The sequence below is a fragment of the Paraburkholderia kururiensis JCM 10599 = LMG 19447 genome, assembly GCF_003986935.1.
GTDB lineage: Bacteria > Pseudomonadota > Gammaproteobacteria > Burkholderiales > Burkholderiaceae > Paraburkholderia > Paraburkholderia kururiensis.
The window spans coordinates 37,379-58,979 of record NZ_RJZE01000018.1 but is presented as its reverse complement, the minus strand read 5'-3'; the positions used below and the strand labels follow the sequence as shown (position 1 = coordinate 58,979).

The window sequence follows — 21,601 nt, the reverse complement described above, 5'->3', positions numbered from 1 at the left end:
GGAAATCAACACTCGTGAAAATCATCGTGATTGGCGCGGGGCGGATCGGAAGCACCGTGGCCTTCTGCCTTGCCCAAGCCGGCCATGATCTCACTGTCTTGGCACGCGGTGCGCGCTTTGACGCCCTGGCTCGCGACGGCGCAATCATAACCATCGACGGGCGACGCGCTCCGATCGAGGTCGTGTCCTTGCTCGATTCGACTACACCCTACGATCTAGCAATCGTCACCGGTCCCGAACGCCAACTCGCGCCGCTACGGCCGGCACTATCCGCAAGCCGTGCGAACACCATCCTGCTGATGTTCAATATGTTCCAAGGCATCGAACCCTATCGATCCATCGTAGGCGCACAACGTTTCGCTTTCGGATTTCCAAATATGACAGCTTTTCTGGTGGATCAACGGCTACGCTTTCGCGTGGATGGCCTGGGCATGGTCACGACGATGTCGAACCCTCAACTGGCAAGCTGTAGTGGTCAGCTATGCACCCGCGTACGTAACAGCTGCACCGCGCAAGTATTCACCGAGACAGGTGTTTGATGACAAGCCCGGTGTCGGCTGGATGATCTACCTGCCTCGGAAAATCACCATTCAGCAGGTTCCGGAGGCGCGAGCGCTAATTCCTGTGAAGGGCGAGGACGGGAAGCAAATTGGGACGATCATCGTCAGCGTGACGGACGCTCTGTTTTCCGTGGACAGACCTGAGCATGTCGAGGTGGCGAACCGCATTGAAATCCCGTTGGTCGCTCAGGACTTGCTACCGGCCTACGCGGATATCTAATGGGCGATGGCACGGGGGCCGTGGTTCATTGCCGAGACGATCCTGAGTGACCACCAGCCCCAACTGCAATCTGTCCCTACCAACGACCGCAGGTGCGACATTCAGCCGGGAGGCGAATCCGGGCTCGATGATGGGTCACAAAACAAAAAACCCCGCAAGTCATTTTGACTTTGCGGGGTTTTCCGCCAAATTCTGGCGGAGAGAGGGGGATTCGAACCCCCGATAGGCTATTAACCTATACACGCTTTCCAGGCGTGCGACTTAAACCGCTCATCCATCTCTCCGGCGGGAGGCGAATTATAGCAGAGTCCTGGCGCCCGGCACAAAGGGCGTCGCGCGCCCTTCACGGATGCCGGATGTAGTCCACCAGCGCCACCGTGTAAGCGTCTGGTTTGCGGTCCAGCAGGCTCACCGCGATGGCCACGAGGAAGCCGGCCGGCACGCCGAATACGCCAGAGCTGATCGGCTCGATGCCGAACCATCGTGCCCCCACGAACCCCGTCAGTTGAGTGAAGAACGGATAGGTCGCAACGATGTAGTAGACGCAGACGGCGAGCCCCGCCACCATGCCCGCCACTGCGCCCAGCCGGGTCGTGCGCTTCCAGAACACGCCCAGCACGAGCACGGGAAAGAGGCTCGACGCCGCGAGCGAAAACGCCGCCCCCACGAGAAACAGAATGTTGCCCGTGTTGAGCGAGGCCACCCACGACGCGAACAGCGCCACGCCGAGCAGCAGGATCTTCGATATCGTCACGCGCCGCTGGCTCGACGCACGCGGCGCCACCATGTGGTAGTAGACATCGTGCGAAAGCGCGTTCGCGATCGTGAGCAGCAGGCCGTCCGCGGTCGAAAGCGCGGCGGCCAGCGCGCCCGCCGCAATGAGTCCCGACATCACGTACGGCAACCCCGCGATCTCGGGCGCCGCGAGCACCACCATGTCGGGCTGCATATGGATCTCGCTCCATCGCACGAAGCCGTCGCCGTTCACGTCGATCACGCTGATCAGATATGGCTCCACGCGATGCCATTCGATCACCCAGCGCGGCAGATCCGCGAATCGATGACCGACAAGACTGGTCAAGATCTCGTACTTGATCAGCACGGCCAGCACCGGCACCGTCAGATAGAAAAGCGCGACGAACACGAGCGTCCAGCCCACCGAGCGGCGCGCCGATGCCACCGACGTGGTCGTGTTGTAACGCGTGAGAATGTGCGGCAGGCTCGCGGTGCCGAGCGACAGGCACAGCAGCAGCGCGAGGAAATTGCGCTCGTGCGTGCGGCGCTCTTCGTCGGTGGCGGCGGGAAACGGCTCGCGCATCGGCACGGGGGCCGCGGCCCGCGCGAGCAGGTCGTCGCGATTGCGGGTCCACACGACGCGTGCGGCGTCGGCGTCGCGTGGGAACGCCGCGAGCGCGCGCTCGCGGGCATCGATCTGCCGCAGCGGTCCGTTGTGGCGGCGCAGGTCGTTGAGTTCATCGACGATCCGGCCACGCTCTTTCACGTACGACTGCGGCAGCGTGTCGAGCTTCGTCTGCCATTGCTGCGCGTCGAGCCGGTACTGTTCGCGCACGCTCTCTTCGCCGCGCGCATCGCGCACGTTCTGCTCGAGGCCTTCCACACGTGCCATGAGCCGCCCGTAGTTGAACTGCGGGACCCAGCCGAGCCCGTCCTTGTGGGCAATCAGCGAGACAGGAATGAGGATCGCAGCGATCAAAATGATGTACTGCGCGACCTGCGTCCACGTCACCGCGCGCATGCCGCCCAGAAACGAACACACCAGAATGCCCGCGAGCCCGCAGAAGATGCCGATCGCGAAGTCCACGCCGATGAAGCGCGTCGCGATGAGTCCTACGCCCTGGATCTGCGCGACGAGATAGACGAACGAGCACAGAATCGCGGCTGCCGCGGCGAGCCCGCGCACGAGGTTGCTGGAAAAGCGCGTGCCGAGAAAGTCGGGAATCGTGTAGCGCGCCAGCTTGCGCACGTAGGGCGCCAGCAGAAAGGCCACGAGGCAGTAGCCGCCGGTCCAGCCCATCATGTACGCGAGGCCGTCGTAGCCGGTGGCGTAGATCGATCCCGCAAGGCCGATAAACGACGCCGCCGACAGCCAGTCGGCCGCCGTGGCCATGCCGTTGAACACGGACGGCACGCGCCGCCCTGCGACGTAGTACTCGACGAGGTCCGACGTGCGCGACAGCAGACCGATCACGGCATAGACGGCAATCGGCACGAACAGGAACACGTAGCCGATCCACATGCCGGGCCCGGTCGTCAACTCGACGCGCCACAGCGCGTAGATGAAGGCGAGAAAGCCGACCGTATAGAGCGCGTAGGAGCGAATGAGTCGATGGACGAGCTTCATGCGCTGGGCTGGCGTTGACCGGCCAGCGCAGCGGCCTCTTCGTTGAGGGTGGTCAGCAGCACGCGGTCCGCGCGCTGCATCAACACGATGTAGATGGCGATGAGCGCCAGGTACACGAGAATGGCACCCTGCGCCCCCAGATAGAACGGCAGGCTGAAGCCCGCAAAACGCACATCGGCAACACGGGGCGCCACGAGCGGCACGACGAAAGAGACGAGAAAACCGATCGTCATCAGCACCGCGATCAGCGCGACGTTGAAGCGCCAGTAACGGCGATGCGCGCGCGCCATGGCCTGCGTGACCACAGGCGGCTCGGGCAAGGGATTGATCGGGGTTCGGGAAGAGAGGTGCGGCGCGGTCATGCGCCTATGTAGCAAAAACGCGCTGCGCAGGCAATCGGGATTGTCCGCGCAGCGCGTTTTTTTGGCCTGCTCTTTGCGTCAGGCCGGTGGATCAGGCTGGTGCCTCAGATCGTTACTTCACGCCGACTCGCCCAGCTGTTCGAGAATCGCCGGGTTCTCGAGCGTCGACACGTCCTGCGTAATCGCTTCGCCCTTTGCGAGGGAGCGCAGCAGGCGTCGCATGATCTTGCCCGAGCGCGTCTTGGGCAGGTTCTCGCCGAAGCGGATGTCCTTAGGCTTGGCGATCGGCCCGATCTCCTTGCCGACCCAGGCGCGCAGTTCGTTGGCAAGCTTCACGGCTTCCTCGCCCTCAGGACGTGCGCGCTTCAACACCACGAACGCGACCACGGCCTCGCCGGTCGTGTCGTCGGGACGGCCCACCACAGCTGCTTCCGCCACGAGCGGGTTCGCGACGAGCGCGGACTCGATCTCCATGGTGCCGAGGCGGTGGCCGGAAACGTTCAGCACGTCGTCGATGCGGCCCATGATCGTGAAGTAGCCGGTCTCCTTGTCGCGCACGCTGCCGTCGCCTGCGAGATAGAGCTTGCCGCCCAGTTCCTCGGGGTAATAGCTCTTCTTGAAGCGCTCCGGGTCGCCCCAGATGGTGCGGATCATGGAAGGCCACGGCCGCTTGACCACGAGGATGCCGCCCTGCCCGTTCGGTACGTCCTGGCCCGTTTCGTCGACGATCGCGGCCGTGATGCCCGGCAGCGGCAGCGTGCACGAGCCCGGCACGAGCGGCGTTGCGCCCGGCAGCGGCGTGATCATGTGGCCGCCCGTCTCGGTTTGCCACCACGTGTCCACGATCGGGCAGCGCGCGCCGCCCACGTTCTCGTGGTACCAGACCCAGGCTTCCGGATTGATCGGCTCGCCCACGGTGCCGAGAATGCGCAGGCTCGACAGGTCGTAGCTCTTCGGATGCACCTTCGCATCCGCTTCCGCGGCCTTGATGAGCGAGCGGATCGCCGTAGGCGCCGTGTAGAACACGTTCACCTTGTGCCTGGCGATCATGTCCCAGAAGCGGCCGGCGTTCGGGTAGGTCGGCACGCCTTCGAACACGACCTGCGTGCCGCCCATGGCGAGCGGGCCGTACGTGATGTAGCTGTGGCCCGTGATCCAGCCGATGTCGGCCGTGCACCAGAAGATGTCGTTGGGCTTCCAGTCGAAGGTCCACTTCATGGTCTGGGCCGCCCACAGCAGGAAGCCGCCCGTGCTGTGCTGCACGCCCTTCGGCTTGCCCGTGGAGCCCGACGTATAGAGGATGAAGAGCGGATGCTCGGCGCCTACCCATTCGGGCGCGCAGGTGTCGGACTCGTTGGCGACGACCTCGTGCATCCAGAGATCGCGGCCTTCGTCCCAGGCCACCTTGCCGCCGGTGCGGCGATAGACGATCACGCTCTTCACGGCCTCGCAGCCGCCCATGGCGAGCGCTTCGTCGGCAATGTTCTTGAGCGGCAGGGCCTTGCCCCCGCGCATCTGCTCGTCGGAAGTCACGAGCGCGGTGGCGCCCACGTCGACGAGTCGCTCGTTGAGCGACTTCGACGAGAACCCGCCGAACACGACCGAGTGCGTGGCGCCGATGCGCGCGCAGGCCTGCATGGCGACGATGCCTTCGATCGACATCGGCATGTAGATCACCACACGGTCGCCCTTCTTGATGCCGCGCTTCTTGAGCGCATTGGCGAAGCGGCACACGCGCCCAAGCAGATCGCTATAGGTGACCGGAGTGACCGTGCCGTCGTCAGCCTCGAAGATCACGGCGACGCGCTCGCCGTTGCCCGCTTCGACGTGGCGGTCGAGGCTGTTGTACGACGCGTTGAGTTCGCCGTCCTCGAACCACGTGTAGAACGGCGCATTCGACTCGTCGAGTACCTTCGTGAAAGGCTTCTTCCACGTGAGCGTCTCGCGTGCAAGACGCGCCCAGAAACCTTCGTAATCGCGCTCCGCCTCCGCTACGAGTGCGAGGTAGGCATCCATGCCGGGCACGGATGCGCTCGCCGTCATGGCGGCGGGCGGCGGAAACACACGGCGTTCCTGAAGAACCGATTCAATCGCAGACATCGACTACCCCTTGGTGAAGATGAAACGTGAAACCGTTGTGGTACGCATGCTGCGCACCGTATCTTTGGCGGCGCCGCTCATGGCGGACCGTCCGTATCTGTCTCCAACCCTCGCGCATGGCGTCCGTGATCCCGCTGTAAGCAGACCGGCCGATGCGCCGCGAAACGGTACTACATGCGGCACCGCATGCGGCGCTGCACCATGGCAGAACCGCGGCGGCCACCGCCCCGTCCGCCTGCAACGATAAGCGCGGTAACTTACCGAGCACTTACGCGTGAGCCGCGGCGCGCCGAACGCCCTCGCTTCGGTAAGCGCGAGATCGCGCTATGCGCCCTCGTAAGCAGGCTCTTACAATGCTAACTGACCTGCCCACCGGATTGAAGCTTGAACCGATACGCGCTGTTTCTCATCGCCGCCATGCTGCTCGTGGGCAGCAACGTCGGCATCGGCAAATCGATCGTCGCCTTTGTTCCCGTCCCCTTCTTTGCGCTCCTGCGTTTCGTGATCGCCATGGCCGTGCTGTGGCCGCTCTTGCGCCTGTCGAAGATGAAACAGGTGAAACGGGGCGAATGGTTCAATCTGTTCCTTCAGGCGCTGTTCGGTACATTCGGGTTTACGCTGCTCATGCTCAACGGCGTGCATCGCACGAGCGCGGTCGCGGCCGGCGTGATCACGAGCACCATTCCAGCCGTCGTCGCGCTGTTTTCGTGGCTCTTCCTGCGCGAGCGGCCCGACGGCCGCGCACTCGCTTCCATTGCGCTCGCCGTGGTGGGCGTCGTGGTCATCAACCTTGCCCACGCCAGTGACGCAGCCAGCGGCGAGGCGGCATCTTCCGTGGCCGGCAACCTGATGGTGCTCGGCGCCGTGTGCTGCGAGTCGCTTTACGTGATCCTGTCGCGGCGCCTTACCCAGACCCTCGCGCCCATCGACATCTGCGCCTACACGCATTTCTTCGGTCTGTTGCTCATGCTGCCCTTCGGCATCGCGCCGCTCGCACAGTTCCATTTCGCCTCCGTGCCGGCCGGCATCTGGGCGCTCGCGCTCTGGTACGCGCTGTCAGCCAGCATCTTTTCGTTCTGGCTGTGGATGAAGGGAATCCGGCATGTGCCGGGCAGTCTGGCCGGCGTGTTCAGCGCGGTATTGCCGGTGGCCGCGGCGGCCTACGGCATCGTGTTTCTCGGCGAGCGCCCCACGCTCGCGCACGGTGTAGCGCTTGCCTGCGTGGTGGCGGGCATCGCGCTCGCGAGCCTCAAGAGCAGGCGGGTGCCGCCTGTGACCTCTTGAATGGTCGTGAATGACCGCGGCACCTGAGCGGCCGCATCGACGACAGCGAGACATGACGCGCAAACACGGCGCGCGTCGCCCGCGCCGCGGCGGTCGATGTCCGCCACGCTGTACAATAACGCGCCCGCCGCGCAGCGCCCTTCATGTGCGCCGCCGGCCCGTACCGCGAATTGCGGCGCAACGGTCCGCTGACCGGCCCATTAACGGGCCCATTAACCGGCCCGTTGCCGACCCGCCAGCGCCACCTGCCTATACCGTCACTGTCTATGTCCGCTGCACGTCCCGACCCGCGAACCGGCGCCCGCCGGCCCATGCGTCCGCTCCCCAGGCTGATTTTCATGAGCCGCTGGCTGCAGGTGCCGCTCTATCTCGGCCTCATCGTCGCGCAAGGCGTGTACGTGGTCCTCTTCCTCAAAGAGGTCTGGCATCTGGTGACGGCCTCCATGTCGCTCGACGAGACCAGCATCATGCTGATCGTGCTCGGCCTGATCGACGTGGTGATGATCTCGAACCTGCTCGTCATGGTGATCATCGGCGGCTATGAGACCTTCGTGTCGCGGCTCGGCGTGGAAGGGCATCCCGACGAGCCCGAATGGCTCGACCACGTGAACGCCGGCGTGCTCAAGGTGAAGCTCGCCATGGCGCTCATCAGCATCTCGTCGATCCATCTGCTCAAGACGTTCATCGATCCCGACAAGCACTCCACGCATACGGTGATGTGGCAGGTCATCATCCACGGCGCGTTCCTCGTGTCGGCGCTCGTGATGGCGTGGATCGACCGGTTGACCACGAGCACGCATCCCGAGCACTTTCACGAACTCGCGGCGCGTCAGCCCGCTGCTGCGGCCCCCGCCGCCATCGATACACAACACTGAATTCGCCGGCAGGGCACGGCGAACAACGCCGTGCCCTGCCGGCACAACGTTGTCCCCGTCCCCACTGAGCCTAGTCATGACCGTCATCAAACAGGAAGACCTGATCCAGAGCATTGCGGATTCTCTGCAGTACATCAGCTACTACCATCCGCTCGACTACATCCAGGCGCTCGGCCGCGCCTATGAGCTCGAACAGAGCCCCGCGGCGAAGGACGCCATTGCGCAGATCCTCACCAACAGCCGCATGTGCGCCGAAGGCCACCGCCCGATCTGCCAGGACACGGGCATCGTGACGGTGTTCGTGAAGGTCGGCATGGACGTGCGGTGGGACGGCGCCACCATGAGCGTCACCGACATGATCAACGAAGGCGTGCGCCGCGGTTACACGCATCCCGACAACGTGCTGCGCGCCTCGATCGTGAATCCGCCCGAGGGCGCCCGCAAGAACACGAAGGACAACACGCCCGCCGTGATCCACTACGAGATCGTGCCGGGCGACAAGGTCGACGTGCAGGTGGCGGCCAAGGGCGGCGGCTCGGAAAACAAGTCGAAGTTCGCCATGCTCAACCCGTCGGATTCGATCGTCGACTGGGTGCTCAAGACCGTGCCCACGATGGGCGCGGGCTGGTGCCCGCCGGGCATGCTCGGCATCGGCATCGGCGGCACCGCAGAGAAGGCGATGCTGATGGCCAAGGAATCGCTGATGGACCCGATCGACATTCAGGAGATCATTGCCCGCGGCCCGCAGGACTGGATCGAGGAACTGCGCGTGGAACTGCACGAGAAGGTCAACGCGCTCGGCATCGGCGCTCAGGGCCTGGGCGGCCTCGCTACCGTGCTCGACGTGAAGATCATGGCTGCGCCGACGCACGCCGCGTCCAAGCCGATCGCCATCATCCCGAACTGCGCGGCTACGCGTCACGCGCACTTCACGCTCGACGGCTCCGGCGTCGCGAAACTCGAACCGCCCTCGCTCGACGCCTGGCCGAAGGTCCAGTGGCAGCCGAACACGGAAACGAGCAAGCGCGTGGACCTCAACACGCTCACGCCCGAGGAAGTCGCGGGCTGGAAGCCGGGCCAGACGCTGCTGCTCTCGGGCAAGATGCTCACGGGCCGCGACGCCGCGCACAAGCGCATCGCCGACATGCTTGCGAAGGGCGAGAAGCTGCCCGTGGACTTCACGAACCGCGTGATCTATTACGTCGGTCCGGTCGATCCGGTACGCGACGAAGTGGTCGGCCCGGCCGGCCCCACCACGGCGACGCGCATGGACAAGTTCACGGAAATGATGCTCGCGCAAACGGGCCTCATCTCGATGATCGGCAAGGCCGAGCGCGGCCCGGTGGCCATCGAGGCAATTCGTAAGCACAAGGCCGCTTACCTGATGGCCGTGGGCGGCGCGGCGTACCTCGTGTCGAAGGCGATCCGCGGCGCGAAGGTACTCGCGTTCGAAGACCTCGGCATGGAAGCGATCTACGAGTTCGACGTGCAGGACATGCCCGTGACCGTGGCCGTCGATTCGACCGGCACGTCGGTACACCAGACGGGTCCGAAGGAATGGCAGGCGAAGATCGGCAAGATTCCGGTCGCCACGGCCTGAATCCTGGTTTGAACCCGGTCTGAACGTGTCTGAACGCGGCGCCCGCAAGAGCGCCTGCAACGCACCAGGGCTAGCCGTAGCGGCTGGCCCTGGTGCGTTCGGGAATGGCCAGTAAGGCCGCCGGCCTTGGCTTTTGCGGTTCCAGCGTTTATCGTTGAGAACCTCGGTCGAAACCCCGGCTGAAATCTTGCCGAAGCCCCTAAAAGACACAAGGAACATCACCATGCAAGGCGACAAGAAAGTCCTCGAATATCTGAATGCGCAGTTGAAGAACGAGCTCACCGCGATCAATCAGTATTTCCTGCATGCACGGATGTACAAGCATTGGGGCCTCGAGAAACTCGGCAAGCACGAGTACGACGAGTCGATCGGCGAGATGAAGCACGCCGACTGGCTGATCGAACGTATCTTCATGCTCGACGGGCTGCCGAACCTGCAAGACCTGCACAAGCTGCTCGTGGGCGAGGAAACGAAGGAAATCCTCGAGTGCGACCTGAAGCTCGAACAGGGCTCGCAGGCCACCTGCAAGGAAGCCATCGCGTATTGCGAGTCGGTGCGCGATTTCGTCTCGCGCGAAATCTTCGTGAAGATTCTCGACGACACCGAAGAACACATCGACTGGCTCGAAACCCAGCTCGATCTCATCGACAAGGTCGGCATTCAGAACTACCAGCAGTCCGCCATGGGTTCCGCCGAGTCCTGATCCGCCGAATCCGATATGAGCCCGAACCTGGGCGCGCTCGCGCCCGCCGTCACGTCCGGCCCGTCCCTGCTTCGCCAGGCACCGGTCGGCATCTTCGATTCGGGGCTGGGCGGCCTCTCCGTCTTGCGCGCGGTGCGCGCGATGCTGCCCGGCGAATCGATCATCTACGCCGCTGACTCCCGCTACGCCCCTTACGGCGCACGCGACGCCGACTTCATCGCCGACCGCACGCTCGCCATCTGCTCGTGGCTCGTGGCGCAAGGCGCGAAGGCGCTCGTGGTGGCCTGCAACACGGCGACGGCGGAGTCGATCGCACTGGTGCGCGAGAAGCTTTCCGTGCCGCTCGTCGGCGTGGAACCCGGTATCAAGCCTGCCGTGCAGCAGTCGAAGTCGCGCGTGGTAGGTGTGCTCGCGACCCAGGTCACGCTGGCAAGCGCACGCTTTCAGGCACTGCTCGAGCGCCACGGCGCCGACTGCCGCTTTCTGTGCCAGCCCGGGCACGGGCTCGTGGAAGCCATCGAACGCTGCGACGTCGGCTCGCCCGAGATGCGGGCGCGGCTCGAGGGCTACCTCGCGCCGATGCTCGAGGCCGGCGCGGACACGCTCGTGCTGGGCTGTACGCACTATCCGTTTCTCGATGCCACCATCCGCGACATCGTGGGCGAACGCATGACGCTCATCGACACGAGCGTGGCCATTGCGCGCCAGCTTGAACGCGTGCTCGCCCAGCACGATTTGCTGACCGAATCCGCCGCCGCACCATTGCCGCCGCGGTTCTGCTCGACGGGCGACGGGGCCCATCTGCGTCAGTTGGCACTCACGCTGCTACAAATCGACGCACCGGTGGAAAGCGTCGATATTCCGTCGCGACGAACCGCGACGGCGCCGCAAGCGGCCTGAGAGCTTCCGCTTCCCGGCGGACACAACCGACCCGCTCACAGCGCCCGCGGCCCGCAAGGCACGCCGCCGCTGGGCCACCGAGGGGCCAGAAGGCCCCCGCAACCCCTTCGACCGACACGCCCACAGGCGCCTCAGCAGCCTCACTCAGCAGGCCGCTGTCGCCCCACTCTCGCCCCATCCACTCGCATGTGACTGGTTTTGTTACAAAAATCCCTTCTGGGGAGAGGGCCGGGGCTTGCCAAATGCATCTAACATAATGATAATAATTCGCATTAACGTTAGCTATCACTCAAGCCATGATCGTCTGCGTCTGCAAGTCTGTTTCCGACCGGAAGATTCGCGCATCCATTGCGGAAGGCGTCGACACGTTCGAGGAGCTCCAGTTCGAGCTTGGCGTGGCGACGTGCTGCGGCAAGTGCGAGGAAACCGTCCGCCAGATCATGGCCGAGAGCGGTGTCTGCGCGAGCCAGTGCGGCGTAGCACACGGTCGTCCGGCCGCGCAGCCCGTCACGGCCGCAGTTACGTTCTACGGACGCAAAGCTGCATGACACGGCTTCGGCGCCCCACCCGGCAATGCAGCGCGCGCCGGGACAGCCGGCCCCGCGGATTCAACGTGAGCATCGCGTTGCGCCACGAGCGCTGAGGTACACGTTTCACTGAAGCGCCGCTCCCAGGCGCGTGACGTACCCACCGTACGCACCGCTTCGCGCTTCTCTTCACCACCGACAGCAAGCCAGTTCCGAAACCAGCCAGCTGACGCTCATTCTCGACGAGGAGTCCGGGATGGAATTGCTGATGGGTTTCGTCATGACGCTGTGCATTTCTCTGCTGATCTTCCACAAATGACGCCGCACTTTGCGAAAAGCCGCCTTTTCGTCGAGCGCCCGGCCACGCGACCACGCTAACATGCAGGTTTTCAGTCTCCATGCCGGCATGAACCCGGCTCCCTCCTTTCGCATGAAGCCCCGCGTTGTCGTTGCGGTCGCGGCTGTGGCCGCCATCCATGCCGCGCTGCTGGCCGTCGCGCTGCGCGTGCGCAACGAGAACGCCCAGCCGCTCGCGCTCGAGTCGCACACCATTACTGCCGAGTTGCTGCGGCCCGAAGCGGCGGCGGCCCCGGCCGCGATCCAGTCGACGCCGGAGCCGAGGCCTGCGCCGCCCGTCGTACGCGAAAAAACCAAAACGCCGCCCAAGCCTCAGCAGAAGGTGGTGCCCAAGCCTGCACCGACGCCGTTGCCGCAAACAGCGGCGCCTTCGGCTCAGGACGCCACGCCGGCTCCTGCGACCACGCCTGCGGCGCCCTCAAGCCCCGCCGCCGCACCGTCGGCGCCGGCCAGGCCGGCCATGGCCCTGAACGCGCCTCGCAACGTCTCGCATCTGGATTGCCGCATTGCCCAGCCCGACTACCCCGCCCTCTCGAAGCGCCGCGGCGAGACAGGCATCGCCTACGTGCGCTTCGTAGTAGGCCTCACGGGCTCGATCGAGAACGTCGAGCTGAAGAAAAGCAGCGGCTACAGCCGGCTCGACGACGCCGCGCTCGACGCCATGCGCGACAGCACCTGCAAGCCGTACCTGGAAAACGGCGAACCGGTGCGTGCCGCCTACACCCAGCCTTTCGACTTCAGCCTCCACGACTGAAGCCGCTTTTGCCGACACCGGCACGCAAAACAAGAGGATCGAAATGCAGAACTACGGTATCGCCCACGTCTGGGCGCAAGGGGATTTCGTGACGCGTGGTATTGCCATCGCGCTCACCGTGATGTCGGTGCTGTCGTGGAGCGTGATCGCGCTGAAGGGCTGGAACGTGATGCGTCTGAAGCGACTCACGAAGCACGCCGAACAGGCGTTCTGGCATTCCGGCGATTTCGCCGACGGCGTGCGCAAGCTCGGCAGCGGCACACGCGCCGACAATCCGTTCCTCGCGCTGGCGCTCGCGGGCCAGGAAGCCTCGGAGCATCATCATCAGACGCAGCCGCATCTGCACGATCGCATGGACGTATCGGACTGGATCACCCGGTGCCTCAACGACACGATGGACGAATCCATCTCGCGCATGCAAAGCGGGCTTGCGGTGCTCGCCTCCGTGGGCAGCACGGCGCCGTTCGTGGGTCTGTTCGGCACGGTGTGGGGCATCTATCACGCGCTGCTCACCATCGGCGCGACGGGACAGACGTCCATCGACCAGGTGGCCGGCCCCGTGGGCGAAGCGCTCATCATGACCGCGTTCGGCCTCTTCGTCGCGATTCCGGCGGTGCTCGGCTACAACGCGCTCACGCGCGCCAACAAGGCGGTCGTGAGCAAGCTGAAGCGTTTCGCGCACGGTCTGCATGCGTTCTTCGTGACGGGCACGCAGCTGTCGTCGTCGAAGAACAATCTGCGGCTCGCCGCACGCGGTCAGTAACGAGAGGCGAGGCATCCCATGGCAATGAGCCCCTTCGCCGCCGACGATGACGACGGCCTGATGAACGAGATCAACATGACGCCGCTCGTCGACGTCATGTTGGTTCTCCTGATCGTCTTCATGGTCACCATTCCCGTGATCCGTCACGCCGTGAAGATCGACCTGCCGCATGCGAGCAGCCAGAAAGAAGAGACGAAGCCTGCGCAAGTGAGTGTGTCGGTGCAGGCCGACGGCACGATCGTGTGGGACAAGACGCCGGTGGATCTCGACACGTTACGCGCGAAGATCGCGGCCGCGGCCCAACAGCAGCCGCAGCCCGAACTGCATCTGAACGCCGACCGCAAGGTGCCCTACGAGAAAGTGGCGCAGGTGATGTCCGCCGCGCAGGCGGGCGGGTTGACGAAGATCGGTTTCGTGACGGATCCGAACGCGCGCTAAACGCACACTGAATCGAAGCGATACATCTGCTCAACACGTAACGAGCCCACAGAAAGTAAAAGGCCCTCATCGTCAGATGAAGGCCTTTTTTCGTGCGCACGCGGCGCATTCGGGCGGCGGACTCGTCAGCCATTGACGTGGCTGGCGCGAACGCATGCAACGTGCCGTGATTGCCACGGTTGTGCTCTGCCCTAGAAGGCTCGCTATGATAGCTGCCATCAACTCCCGCTCAAGCAACAGGCTTGGCGAAAGGCACCCTCAATATAGGCCTCGTGCCGCGCGCATTCAAGCATCGAGCAATTGAAAGAAGTGATTGCCGGCGACGCTTAAATGACAAAAGAAATGAGCGCCGGCGAAAAGGCCTGCTGCGCGTGGCCTCGCGACATTGACGGCTGCGCATGCAGCGTGCAGCTGTGGCGTTATGCCACCTCGGTCTTAGGCTTCGCGCTTGCATGTTCACCCGCCGCCGCACGCGCACTGTCCCGACTGGCCGCCGCGTTCGCCGCGGCCGCAGCCATCACGTCCTCGTGCAGAGGACACTCGCCGTGGGCATCGCTCGTGCCGAGCACTTCGACGAGGTAATCGACGAACGCGCGTACCGCAGGCACCATCCCCTGGCGCGAGAGGAAGACAGCGTAGAGCTGCGGCGTCGGCAGGGTCCAGCCCGGCATCACCGGCGAAAGCTTGCCTGTTCGCAGCGCCGCGCCGTACATCATCTCCGGCAACGCAGCGATGCCAAGACCCGAGAGCGCCGCTTCGCGGATGGTCGACAGATCCGCCGTGATGAGGCGCGGTTCGTGCTCGTGAGTGTGGCGCGTGCCGTCCGGTGCGATGAGCTGGAACATGTGACGGCCATCGGTGGTCGGCGTGTCGAGCGTGTCGAAACGCGAGAGATCCGCAGGCGTGAGCGGCGGCGCGTTCTGGCTCAAGAGACTCGGCGCGCCCACCAGCATCTGCTCGGTTCGCCACAGCGGCCGCACGACGATGTTGGCGTTCTCAGGAGGGTCCGAGCGCACGCGCAACGCGACGTCGACCGAGTCTTCGAAGAGATCGACCACGCGATTGGTCACGCGCATCACCACGCGCACTTCCGGATAACGAATCATGAAGTCCGGAATGGCGCGCGACAGAATGGTCTGCGAAAGCGTGACCGGCACGCTCACCCGCACCGTCCCGCGCGGCGAGGCACGCAGCGACTGCACCACGTTCACGGCCGCCTGCGCCTCGCTCAGCATGGCCTGGCAGTGTCCGTAGAACAATTGCCCGGCCTCGGTCAACGCGAGCTTGCGCGTAGAGCGCTGCAAGAGGCGCACGCCGAGCGACGCCTCCAGTTCGGAAAGCCGGCGCGAGAGCCGCGACTTCGAAATGCCGAGCACGCGTTCCGCCGCGGAAAAGCCGCCGTGCTCCACGACCTGCGAGAAGTACATCAGGTCATTCAGGTTATGGGAATCGATCTTCATCTCATTGTTCCATGAGCAGGACAATCCATTGCGCGCAGGGCGGCTGAAGGCCGTAAAGACCGTTCCTATAATAGCCGGGTGTTTCAGAAATAACGCTATTCCCCCTTTTTTGAGGTGACATATCGATGACCACGACACGCACGATCGAACGCACGCATCCCGCTGTTCGCACGACCGAGGGCGGCGGCTTCATCGTCCACCGCCCGTTTCCCACACGCATGTTGATGGACTTCGACCCGTTCCTGCTGCTCGACGAAATGGGACCGGTCGACTACGCGCCGGGCGAAGCCCGTGGCGCGCCGGACCATCCGCATCGTGGCTTCGAAACCGTGACCTACATGCTCGAAGGCGAATTCGGCCACAAGGATTCGGCCGGGCATTCGGGCACGCTACGGCCCGGCGACGTGCAATGGATGACCGCAGGCGCGGGCGTCGTGCACAGCGAGATGCCGGGTGAGGAATTCACGCGCCGCGGCGGGCGCGTGCACGGGCTGCAGCTTTGGGTGAACCTGCCGCGCACAGACAAGATGATCGCGCCGCGCTACCAGGAGATTCCGTCGGCGCGCATTCCCGTGGCGACCTCCGCGGACGGCAAAGTGCGCGTGCGGGTGATTGCGGGCGAGGCGCTCGGCGTGAAGGCGGCCATCGAAACGCGCACGCCGATCCTGTACCAGCACTACACGCTGCAGCCAGGCGCGCGCATCGAGCAGCCGGTGCCGCGCGAGTATCGCGTGTTCGCCTACGCGCTGTCGGGAATGGGGCGCTACGGCGCCGACGGTCAGGAAATCGGCGCGCAGCAGATGGTGATCTTCGGCAACGACGGCGACGCGGTGACGCTCGCCGCAGGCGACGAACCGCTCGATGTGCTGCTGATCGGCGGCGTGCCGCTCAACGAGCCGGTGGTGCGCTACGGTCCCTTCGTGATGAACACCGAAGATGAAATCCGCCAGGCAGTATTCGACTACCAGGCCGGCCGCATGGGGCAGATCGCACACTGAGCGCCGTGCGCGAGCGCCGCAAGCCGCAGCACTTTCCGTCACAATAGGGGCTCGCCGCGCCCGCGGCGCGCCCCGTTACCGTTTTCAGGAAAACGCGCATGGCAGACACTGTAGTCACCGCCCACACCGGCCCGGAGCCCTTTCAGGTTTTCTTCGACGACGGCACGCACACGTGGCTCGCCGATGAACCCGCATCGGCGGGCGGCGGCGACCGCGGCCCCGCGCCTTTCGCGCTGCTGCTATCGAGCCTCGGTGCCTGCACGTCGATCACGTTGAAGATGTACGCCGAACGCAAGGGCTGGCCGCTCGAAAACGTGCGTGTAAAGCTCTCGCTCGAAACCGGCGACAGTGGCTCGACCATCGACCGGCAGATCGTCCTTGAAGGCAATCTGTCCGACGAGCAGCGGGAACGGCTGTTGCAGATCGCCAATGCCTGTCCGGTGCACAAGGTGCTCAGCCGGCCGATCGCGATCCGCACGGGACTCGCCGCGGCTTGAGGCCTTTTTTAGCGCCGCGCGTAAAGCCGCGTAAAGCCGCGTAAGGCTGCACGAGGTCGCATGAATCCGCTTTACGCCGCGTGTCTTTAGAGGAAACCGCAGTTTTGAACTTCGAACATCTGATCCAGGTAAACGACCCGCTGAACCCGTTCGTCGATACGATGACGCGCGAACAGTTATGGGACGGTCTGGTGCTGCGTGCCGAACAACCGCAACTGTTCGTGCTCGGACTGGACAGCTGCACCATCCTGTCGCGCACCGAAAGCACGCTGGAACGCGAACTGCACTACGGGCACGCCACGGTGCGCGACCGTGTCACGCTCGTGCCCAACGAGAGCGTCCGTTACGACATCCTCGCAACGGAAGCGCACGTGGGCGGCTCGCTCACCATGACCATCGAGCAGCCCGACGAGCTGCAACTGTTCCTGCGCTTCGAGTACCGCACCACCCTCCCCGCCGCGCTCGACGCGGATTCGCGGCAGACGGAGGAGATCGTGAAGTCGGCGTATCGGGAATCGGACATCGATACGGTACGGCTGATCCGCCAGTACATGCTGGGCGGCGGCGAACCGGATTCGGTGCACTAAACGAGCGGACTGGGCGGGGCGTCATGCGGGCGCCCATCACGATGAACCATGCCTATCGACATTCGGTTTCAATCAATTCATTAGACTAGGAAATGCGAACCATTATCATTTAGAATCAACTCAACAAATCAACACGCGGTGACGCAATGAATGACATGACGCGCTCTTCCACCAGCGGCCCGCGCCGTCCCACCATCACGGCGAGCACGCTCGCCGGGGACCGTCAGAAGGCCATCACGACGGCGGCAAATGGCCCCGCAGAAACGAAAGGCCGGGCGGCCGCAAGCGACCGCGTCGTGAGCAGCGAAACGCTATTGCAGGGACGCAGCCACGTCAGCATCACGCACAACGGCGAGACGTACCAGCTGCGCGCCACGCGTCTCGGCAAGCTGATTCTCACGAAATAGTCACCAAATAGTCACGGAATAGCACAGGGTATTGTGGGGACCACCTCCTCGAGAGGTGTTAGGCATTAGCCAGTCACGACGGTTTTGCACGGATACCAGACCCCTTCGCGCAAACACACATCAACCGTCGCAGCCAGCCAGGCCGCTTTTTTGGTTCCCTCTGCGTCGCCGTCGAGCCATCAAGGCGCTCGACGGTTGGACATGGCAACAACCATTCAATCGGCAAAAAGCCGCAGGAGGTACGTACCTTCCTGCGGCTCTTTCTGAACTTCTTCAGCGCCACGTTGTTCGCGCGCCCACGGTCCGTCGAAAGGGTTCGAAGCCGAGCGATGCAATCCTGGCAATGCCAGCGAGTTGCCCTGAGCGCGGACAGCGTCTCTAGCGCCCTACGCGCTCCGCTCCATCACCGCGCCCAGCCCCAGAACATCAGCCACCACGCGCTGTCGACGACGGCGAGCGCCGCGATGAACCACAGCATGGCAGCGCCACGCTGCAAGAGGTTTGCGCTGTAGCGGCGCGTCACGAGCCAGGCCAGCCACGCGCTCCAGGCGTTGGAGACGGCAAGAATCGCGATGCGCAGATCCGACGCCCACCAGAGCGGTACGTGCTCGGCGCGCAGCAGCGAAAGCGTCGTTGCCGAGAGGCCGAGGAACACGCCCGCGCCCGCGAGCGGAATCAACGCCTGCACCAGGTGATGAAGACGTGTGGCCTGGAAACGACCGAGCATGCGCGTCCCCGCCGACAGCAACGCGAGCAGCGCCGTGCCGTAGACCAACCCCGTCGCGAGGATATAGCCGATCACCATCGTGCCGTCGAGCCACGAGAACACATCGTTCTGCTCGGGGTAATGCGTGAACAGGAACCACGGCGCGTTGGTTTCGAGCGGCCATGTGATGTCGCGATCGACCAGCCACGTCGCAAAGAACTGCTTGAGATCGACGAACCACGTCGATGCCGTCCAGTGAAACGCGCCAATCGCAATGCCAAGCAGACCGTACAGTACGAGCGCCGTGTCCCATGCACTCGCCTGCCGGTCGCCAAGCTGCACGATTTCGTTCGACGGCGAACGCCACGTCAATTCGATCGCATCGCGGTGCCCGCTGCAGCGACCGCACATGTGACACGCGGCGGCCCCCTTCATGTTGCGCAGCGGCACAAGCGGCGCGCAATTCACGGGAATCACGCGGTGCCCATGCTCGCCGGCCTTGTACGAGCGTCGCCACGCGTCTTCGTCGACCTTGTAGTGAAACGGTGCCAGCCGCGCGAGCAGCGAGAACACACCATTGACCGGACACAGGTACTTGCACCACACCCGCTTCTCGCGTCCGTAGAGCACGCCGATCACCATGGCGCCCACCGTCGATCCGCCCAGCACGAGCAGCACGGCTTTCGGATACTGATAGACGCTCACCATCTGCCCGTAGATGGTAGTGAGCCCGAAGGCGACGAACGGCCAGCCGCCCCAGCGCATCCAGTGCGGAATGGCGCGGCCGCGGCCGAAGCGGCTCGCGAATTCGGAGAGCGCGCCTTCGGGACACAGCACGCCGCACCACACGCGGCCGAGCAGCACCATCGAGAGCAGCACGAACGGCCACCAGATGCCCCAGAACACGAATTGCGCCGCGAGCGTGAGGTTGTTCCACAGATGCGCCGTGTCGTCGGGTAGCGGCGTGAAGGCCGGCACGAGAATCAGGAACGCGTAGACCGCCACCACGACCCACTGGATGCCGCGAATCAACGCGCCGTGGAGCTGCATCCAATGACCGACGGCAGCAAGCCGACCGCCGCGAGCGCTGCGCGTCGTGCCGGCAGGAACGCAGCTCATGCCGGCCGTCCCGCTGTCTGGAGCGGTTGACGGCTCGCGCGGCGCACGAGCAGCCACACCACGCCCCAGTAGACGGCATAAGCGATCAGGTTCATCAATGCGGGATGCGCGCGATAACCGGTCAGCGTGGCGACGAGCGAACCGAAGGTGCTCGAATCATCGAGCAACGCCGAGGTGTTCCAGACCTGGTCCACGAGCGTGGGCAGCAGTTCCTTGTCGATCAACTTGTCGACGCCGGTCTGGAACAGACCCGCACCGAGGAACAGCAGCATGATTTCGGTGACACGGAAGAAGTGGCGCCACGAGAACACCTTGCCGCCCAGTTGCAGCAGATAGAACGTGAGGAACGCCAGCCCAAGTCCAATCACGACCGCGAGAATCTGGCTCGCGTCCACGTGACCCGACTGCCCGAAGCCAATGCCATACAGGAAGATCACGGTCTCGCTACCCTCGCGTGCAATGGCGAGCGCCACGAGCGCCGCGACGCCCCACCAGTTCGAGTCGCGCGCGCTCAGTGCCAGCGACTGTTCCATGTCGCGCTTGAGCGTGCGGCCGTGCTTTTTCATCCAGAGCACCATCTGCACGATCAGCACGCACGCAATGAGCACCATCGCGGTCTGGAAATAGTCCTGCGCGTCGCCGGAGAGCACCTCCGTGAAGCCCACGAGCGCCGCGCCGAGCGCCACGGCCGCTAGCACGCCCAGACCGACGCCCGTCCACAGATACGGGATGCCGCGCTGCGCGTCTTCGTCGCCGTTTTTCAGCCACGCATAGAGAATGCCCACGACGAGCAGCGCCTCGACGCTCTCCCGCCACACGACGAACAGAATCTGACCCATCGAAAATTCTCCTGCTGCTTTGCTTCGCTGCAACCGCGCGATTACTTCGCGACGATCACGCCCTGCGCCTGCTGATGAAAGTCGTCGAAAAACTTGTATTCGCCGGGCGACAGCGGCGCGATCACGACGAACGAATCGGCGCCGGGAGCCAGCACCTTTTCCTTGCGCAGTTGCACGCTCTCGAACTCGGCGGCGCCCTTGCCCGTGTTACGCACCTCGATCTTGATGCGCTTGCCCGCCGGCACCTCGATGCGCGCGGGGTTCAGCTTGCCGTCCGCCATTTCCAGCTTGAAGGTGGGCAGATCTTCCGCATAGGCAGTGCCCGCCATCATCGCCGCCAGCGCGACCCAAACGATCTTTCTGTTGATTCCCATCGACTTTTCCTGAGCAAAGCGTGACGCGCGAACGACTCTTGCCGGGCGAGGCCGCGGTTAAGCGAACTCGCCCGGATGCTGCCATCCAATCAGTAACCGCCCTTCTTCCCGATGCCCGCGTACGTGAAGTCGTACTGGAGCGTGAAAGGCTTGAACCACGGGCCGACACCCGTTTCCTTGTCGACGTGGCGGCCGAACGCCATGTGGCCGGACTGCATCGGCGGTTCGACGTAGATCGTCAGGTGGTACTTGCCCGGGCCCGCCAGCTTGACGTTGTCGCCATAGTGCGGACCGTCGCTCGCCACCATCGGCATCAGGTCGCCCTTCTGCGCGTAGGCCGAGCCGGGTTTCGTGAGCTCGTAGCGCACCTGCAGGTACGGCATCCAGTCGCCTTCGGCAAAACCCGTCGGGTTGTTCTTCACGGCATGGATATCGGCTTCCAGATGGACGTCCGAATCCGACGCCTTGCGCATCATGCCTTCGGGTTCCATCGTGATTGGTTGCAGATAGACCGCGCCGATTTCCATACCGCCCTGGATCTGCTGCTTGCCGATCGGGTATTCGGCCGCTTGGGCCGTGACGGCCGTTGCAAGCGCAGCCGCTGCCGCAACGGCGACACCGCCGCGCACGAAAAATGAGACCTGCATCGAAACTCCTTGTTTTTATGAAGCTGCCTTCATGAGGCTGCATCTACGAGGCTGAGACAAAACACATTAATGCAAGAACGCTAATGCGAACAATTCTCAATACATGCGCGAGTGTATCACCGTTCCCCGCCATCAACAAATCGAAATGTCATGAAAGCCTTA

22 protein-coding genes, 1 tRNA gene and 1 pseudogene are annotated in these 21,601 nt (G+C 64.1%); 15 read left to right on the top strand and 9 right to left on the bottom strand.

What is annotated here, in order from left to right:
• The first annotated feature begins 14 nt into the window (after positions 1-14).
• Together PKKP23_RS21475 and PKKP23_RS21470 are read left to right on the top strand one after the other, a co-directional pair.
• On the top strand, positions 15-539 hold the full coding sequence (locus PKKP23_RS21475) for a ketopantoate reductase family protein (protein WP_161978127.1): 525 nt from the start codon (positions 15-17) through the stop codon (positions 537-539).
• Positions 469-780, top strand: a pseudogene (locus PKKP23_RS21470) (immunity 52 family protein); the annotation flags it as partial. The gene PKKP23_RS21475 and the pseudogene PKKP23_RS21470, both read left to right, overlap by 71 nt.
• 193 nt (positions 781-973) lie before the next feature.
• Here the strand turns inward: PKKP23_RS21470 and PKKP23_RS21465 are convergent.
• The 4 genes from PKKP23_RS21465 to acs all read right to left on the bottom strand — a co-directional run bounded on the left by PKKP23_RS21465 (position 974) and on the right by acs (position 5,604).
• A tRNA-Ser gene (locus tag PKKP23_RS21465) sits at positions 974-1,064 on the bottom strand.
• Positions 1,065-1,123: 59 nt separating this feature from the next.
• Positions 1,124-3,142, bottom strand: a complete 2,019-nt coding sequence (locus PKKP23_RS21460; protein WP_017776239.1) for a sodium:solute symporter family protein — start codon at positions 3,140-3,142, stop codon at positions 1,124-1,126.
• Positions 3,139-3,504 carry a DUF4212 domain-containing protein gene (locus PKKP23_RS21455; RefSeq protein ID WP_033351366.1) on the bottom strand — a complete coding sequence of 122 codons (366 nt, stop codon included), beginning with the start codon at positions 3,502-3,504 and terminating at the stop codon, positions 3,139-3,141. The genes PKKP23_RS21460 and PKKP23_RS21455 overlap by 4 nt, the downstream gene beginning before the upstream one ends.
• A gap of 117 nt (positions 3,505-3,621) precedes the next feature.
• Positions 3,622-5,604, bottom strand: coding sequence for an acetate--CoA ligase (gene acs / locus PKKP23_RS21450; RefSeq protein WP_026121746.1), 1,983 nt, complete (start codon positions 5,602-5,604; stop codon positions 3,622-3,624).
• A 384-nt stretch (positions 5,605-5,988) separates the two neighbouring features.
• On the opposite strand from acs, the gene PKKP23_RS21445 reads away from it, so the two are divergent.
• The 9 genes from PKKP23_RS21445 to PKKP23_RS21405 all read left to right on the top strand — a co-directional run bounded on the left by PKKP23_RS21445 (position 5,989) and on the right by PKKP23_RS21405 (position 13,805).
• Positions 5,989-6,888 carry a DMT family transporter gene (locus tag PKKP23_RS21445; protein WP_126878340.1) on the top strand — a complete coding sequence of 300 codons (900 nt, stop codon included), beginning with the start codon at positions 5,989-5,991 and terminating at the stop codon, positions 6,886-6,888.
• A 266-nt stretch (positions 6,889-7,154) separates the two neighbouring features.
• Complete coding sequence (locus PKKP23_RS21440; protein WP_126878339.1) at positions 7,155-7,763, top strand: TIGR00645 family protein; 609 nt, start codon at positions 7,155-7,157, stop codon at positions 7,761-7,763.
• Between the two features lie 76 nt (positions 7,764-7,839).
• Complete coding sequence (locus tag PKKP23_RS21435; RefSeq protein WP_042299783.1) at positions 7,840-9,363, top strand: fumarate hydratase; 1,524 nt, start codon at positions 7,840-7,842, stop codon at positions 9,361-9,363.
• 223 nt (positions 9,364-9,586) lie between these two features.
• On the top strand, positions 9,587-10,066 hold the full coding sequence (bfr, locus tag PKKP23_RS21430) for a bacterioferritin (protein ID WP_017776233.1): 480 nt from the start codon (positions 9,587-9,589) through the stop codon (positions 10,064-10,066).
• 15 nt (positions 10,067-10,081) lie between these two features.
• Positions 10,082-10,966 carry a glutamate racemase gene (murI, locus tag PKKP23_RS21425; protein ID WP_126878338.1) on the top strand — a complete coding sequence of 295 codons (885 nt, stop codon included), beginning with the start codon at positions 10,082-10,084 and terminating at the stop codon, positions 10,964-10,966.
• Positions 10,967-11,262: 296 nt separating this feature from the next.
• The gene (locus PKKP23_RS21420; protein WP_017776231.1) at positions 11,263-11,514 is read left to right on the top strand and encodes a (2Fe-2S)-binding protein; all 252 of its coding nucleotides are present in this window, start codon (positions 11,263-11,265) and stop codon (positions 11,512-11,514) included.
• 358 nt (positions 11,515-11,872) lie between these two features.
• Positions 11,873-12,604: an energy transducer TonB gene (locus PKKP23_RS21415; RefSeq protein ID WP_126878337.1), complete on the top strand. Its 732-nt coding sequence runs from the start codon at positions 11,873-11,875 to the stop codon at positions 12,602-12,604.
• Positions 12,605-12,647: 43 nt separating this feature from the next.
• The gene (locus PKKP23_RS21410) at positions 12,648-13,367 is read left to right on the top strand and encodes a MotA/TolQ/ExbB proton channel family protein (RefSeq protein WP_126878336.1); all 720 of its coding nucleotides are present in this window, start codon (positions 12,648-12,650) and stop codon (positions 13,365-13,367) included.
• Positions 13,368-13,385: 18 nt separating this feature from the next.
• A complete protein-coding gene (locus PKKP23_RS21405) occupies positions 13,386-13,805 on the top strand; it encodes an ExbD/TolR family protein (protein WP_017776227.1) in 420 nt (139 codons plus the stop codon).
• A 419-nt stretch (positions 13,806-14,224) separates the two neighbouring features.
• Here the strand turns inward: PKKP23_RS21405 and PKKP23_RS21400 are convergent, their stop codons facing one another.
• Positions 14,225-15,265, bottom strand: a complete 1,041-nt coding sequence (locus tag PKKP23_RS21400; RefSeq protein WP_126878335.1) for a LysR family transcriptional regulator — start codon at positions 15,263-15,265, stop codon at positions 14,225-14,227.
• A gap of 125 nt (positions 15,266-15,390) precedes the next feature.
• Between PKKP23_RS21400 and PKKP23_RS21395 the strand changes: the two genes are divergently transcribed.
• The 4 genes from PKKP23_RS21395 (at position 15,391) to hemP (ending at position 17,754) form a co-directional block, all read left to right on the top strand.
• Positions 15,391-16,263 carry a pirin family protein gene (locus PKKP23_RS21395; protein ID WP_126878334.1) on the top strand — a complete coding sequence of 291 codons (873 nt, stop codon included), beginning with the start codon at positions 15,391-15,393 and terminating at the stop codon, positions 16,261-16,263.
• 98 nt (positions 16,264-16,361) lie between these two features.
• Positions 16,362-16,760: an OsmC family protein gene (locus PKKP23_RS21390; RefSeq protein ID WP_017776224.1), complete on the top strand. Its 399-nt coding sequence runs from the start codon at positions 16,362-16,364 to the stop codon at positions 16,758-16,760.
• 104 nt (positions 16,761-16,864) lie between these two features.
• Positions 16,865-17,347: an SRPBCC family protein gene (locus PKKP23_RS21385; protein ID WP_017776223.1), complete on the top strand. Its 483-nt coding sequence runs from the start codon at positions 16,865-16,867 to the stop codon at positions 17,345-17,347.
• A gap of 146 nt (positions 17,348-17,493) precedes the next feature.
• Complete coding sequence (hemP, locus tag PKKP23_RS21380; RefSeq protein ID WP_026121743.1) at positions 17,494-17,754, top strand: hemin uptake protein HemP; 261 nt, start codon at positions 17,494-17,496, stop codon at positions 17,752-17,754.
• A gap of 403 nt (positions 17,755-18,157) precedes the next feature.
• Here the strand turns inward: hemP and PKKP23_RS21375 are convergent, their stop codons facing one another.
• The 4 genes from PKKP23_RS21375 to PKKP23_RS21360 all read right to left on the bottom strand — a co-directional run bounded on the left by PKKP23_RS21375 (position 18,158) and on the right by PKKP23_RS21360 (position 21,439).
• On the bottom strand, positions 18,158-19,579 hold the full coding sequence (locus tag PKKP23_RS21375) for a 4Fe-4S binding protein (RefSeq protein ID WP_126878333.1): 1,422 nt from the start codon (positions 19,577-19,579) through the stop codon (positions 18,158-18,160).
• Positions 19,576-20,418 carry an FTR1 family iron permease gene (locus PKKP23_RS21370; protein WP_017776220.1) on the bottom strand — a complete coding sequence of 281 codons (843 nt, stop codon included), beginning with the start codon at positions 20,416-20,418 and terminating at the stop codon, positions 19,576-19,578. Before PKKP23_RS21370 ends, PKKP23_RS21375 begins: the two co-directional genes overlap by 4 nt.
• Before the next feature lie 41 nt (positions 20,419-20,459).
• Positions 20,460-20,792, bottom strand: a complete 333-nt coding sequence (locus tag PKKP23_RS21365) for a cupredoxin domain-containing protein (RefSeq protein ID WP_042299795.1) — start codon at positions 20,790-20,792, stop codon at positions 20,460-20,462.
• Between the two features lie 89 nt (positions 20,793-20,881).
• Positions 20,882-21,439: an iron transporter gene (locus PKKP23_RS21360; protein ID WP_017776218.1), complete on the bottom strand. Its 558-nt coding sequence runs from the start codon at positions 21,437-21,439 to the stop codon at positions 20,882-20,884.
• Positions 21,440-21,601 lie beyond the last annotated feature (162 nt).